3 protein-coding genes are annotated in these 2,986 nt (G+C 53.0%); all 3 read right to left on the reverse strand.

Annotation, left to right across the window (positions count from 1 at the left end; all coding sequences use genetic code 11):
* Positions 1-278 precede the first annotated feature (278 nt).
* Positions 279-1,196, reverse strand: a complete 918-nt coding sequence (mak, locus tag ACRCZA_RS13820; protein WP_438674991.1) for a fructokinase — start codon at positions 1,194-1,196, stop codon at positions 279-281.
* Between the two features lie 135 nt (positions 1,197-1,331).
* Positions 1,332-2,180 carry a 3'(2'),5'-bisphosphate nucleotidase CysQ gene (gene cysQ / locus ACRCZA_RS13825; RefSeq protein ID WP_438674992.1) on the reverse strand — a complete coding sequence of 283 codons (849 nt, stop codon included), beginning with the start codon at positions 2,178-2,180 and terminating at the stop codon, positions 1,332-1,334.
* 156 nt (positions 2,181-2,336) lie between these two features.
* Positions 2,337-2,986: SDR family oxidoreductase (locus ACRCZA_RS13830; protein ID WP_438674993.1), on the reverse strand; the 650-nt coding region annotated here is incomplete at its 5' end.

Raw genomic sequence — 2,986 nt, forward strand, 5'->3', positions numbered from 1 at the left:
TCGGCATAACTGCCATTGAAGCGATTTTCTTTAACCAAAACATACTTTGCTTAACCACAACATACTGATATTCCTAAAAACGCTTTTAAGCCAACCCGCCTCATGTTACCCAAACAAACGGGGCGATAACCCACAGCCCTATTGCCACTCAAGCAACTAGTACGAGCTCAAACAACCAGCACTCGCTCAAGCCGGCAGTTGCACACCCGCGTGCTTGTTAAACTGGCATGGAAAAGCTGCAAAACGTCAACATAATCCCTCCCTTTGCAGACAAAGGATTAAGACTGCCATAACCACGCGGCGCCACGAACGCCTGATGAACAGCCGTAACGATGCTTCAGCACTGGCGTTTGGCATTCGCCCCCTAGCACATATTGGCGTAACAACGCAGGCAAGCGTGGATAAATCCCATCCACATTCGACATCCCCCCACCCAGCACAATCGCATCGGGATCAAGCATATTGATCACATGGGCCAATGATCGCGCTAACCTGTCCAAGTAACGCTCGAATGCTGCGGTGGCAATCTCATCCTCTTGGGCAACTAAGGCCATAATCGCAACGCCAGACTGGGCCGCTTGCCCATGGTGCCCCGCTTCGCTGAGCGCACGATGATAATCGTTAATAAAACCCGTACCGGAAATAAAGGTTTCAATACAATCATGATGCCCACAAAAGCAGCGGGTACGATGACGCTCCGCAGGGGTCATCCATGGCAAAGGGTTATGCCCCCATTCCCCAGCAATCCCATTGCCACCCGCATGTACCTTACGGTTAATCACTACACCTGCACCGCACCCGGTCCCCAGAATCGCGCCAAATACCACCGGCATACTGGCAGCGGCACCATCGACCGCCTCAGATAAGGCAAAACAGTTGGCATCATTGGCCACTCGTATCTCACGGCCAAGCAATTGGGCTAAATCCACATCTAATGGCCGACCGTTGAGCCAGGTTGAATTGGCATTTTTAACTAACCCTGTGTAAGGCGAAATCACCCCCGGAATGCCGACACCAACCGAGCCTTGCTGCCCAAGGGCACTTTCTGCTTCTTTAATTAACATCACCATGGCTGCCAGCGTTCCCTGATAATCACGGGGAGTGGGGACGCGTTTACGAAAGAGTTCGTCGCCCCCTGCGCCAAGCGCCACTAATTCGGTTTTAGTGCCGCCTAAATCAATACCGATGCGTATCATGGTTAAACACTCCAACGCGCTTGCGCCCAATGTTGCCTGCAGGCATACCATCAGCCGCTGTGTCAAATAAACGCTTAAGGCAAGCCCTGTCGCCCTAAGCGACGACTAGCTTAAGCTGTAAAACCGTCCTTAGGCTCACCAGCCCGGGGCGCTGGCGATAAAATAAGGGTTGGTTATTGCCGGTTTTTGGTTATAGCGTAATGGCAGCCCGGTGTCATAACAGCACACCTTGCCCCCTGCACTTTCAAGCACCGCCTGCGCCGCGGCAGTATCCCACTCACTGGTAGGCCCCAATCTTGGGTAAAGATCGGCGCGGCCTTCGGCCAACATACAAAACTTAAGGGAACTGCCAACACTGAGCATCTCATGCTCACCAAGTGCTTGTAAATATTCGGCAAGACCAGGGCTCTGATGGGAACGACTCCCCACCACGATCGGCATATGGCGCAAAAAACCTGCGCCCCGTAAGGCACATTCTTCACCTGCACACCGCTTCCATGCTCCTACCCCATGTGCGCCATAATAGACACTATCCAGTACCGGCGCATAAACCACTCCTGCAATAGCAACCCCTTGATGAATAAGCGCGATATTGACGGTAAACTCACCATTACGCTCAATAAACTCCTTAGTGCCATCTAAAGGATCAATAAGCCAGTAGCATTGCCAGTGCCGGCGCACCTCCCAGTCAATGTCCGCCGCTTCTTCCGACAAAATAGGAATACTGGGAAAAGCCTTAGTCAGTTCAGTGCACAGCAATTGATGGGCCGCGACATCCGCCGCCGTCACCGGGCTATTATCTCCCTTGAGACTGACGGCACATGCCTCCTGCCGGTAAATGTGCAAAATGGCAGCCCCCGCGGCCATCGCCATCGCCACCAGCTGCTGCAACTGCTCTTGAGTGAGCAATGGCGGCAGGATAACAGCCTCGGGAGTCAGAGACTGCTCAATAAGAGATTGCGCTGTAATTGGTTGCTGCGTCATGCCCATATCCTTTTATTCCTATTGCTAACGACATTATGCCATCGGCCTTAGATGAACATAATCCTCATGCCATAACATATCTGTTTACTGGGCGAATATACCCGCGTATTGGCCCAAGTGCAGACTTAACGCCAGACGTAACAAACGCCGTAAAACTTATCCCGTACGCGCCAGACGCTGTTTGAGCATCGCACTCAGCTGCTGACGCCAATCCTGCCACTCGATGGCCGTCAGTGTCTCATCTGCGGCTAAAAGAGGCGGCGCCACTGTTAATCTGAGTTTATCCGCGCACAATGCACTGTAACGCGGCCTTGGCGCGACCACTTTGCCCTCCATTAACGCCCGCTCGGCGTACTCACTCGCCGAACAAGGCTTAAGCTCACATGGATGACTCTGCAACGCAGGCAAGATGCCTAAGGCGATACTTTGGCGCTGGATCTCACTGGCAAACTCATACCAACTGCAATGTCCACGCGCGGCATAATGGAACAGCCCATGGGACTGGTGCGATAACAGTTGCCAGATCACCCGCGCAAGCGCATCGCTCCACGTTGGCGAGCCCCATTGATCCGCAATCAGCTCAAGACGGCCTTGGGTTTGCATTAATCTAAGCATAGTGTTCACAAAATTATGTCCATCCACACCGTAGAGCCAGGCCGTTCGGACCACGATTGCCCCTTCGCCAAGGTGTTCAAAGACGACCTGCTCCCCCGCCAATTTACTCTGGCCATACACACTAAGGGGTGAGGCAAGATCGGTCTCGCGATAGGGAATTAACGCTGAAGGTGCTAAATCTAAGGCCATGG

It is taken from the genome of Shewanella sp. (assembly GCF_051658185.1).
In the GTDB taxonomy this organism is placed as follows: Bacteria; Pseudomonadota; Gammaproteobacteria; order Enterobacterales; family Shewanellaceae; genus Shewanella.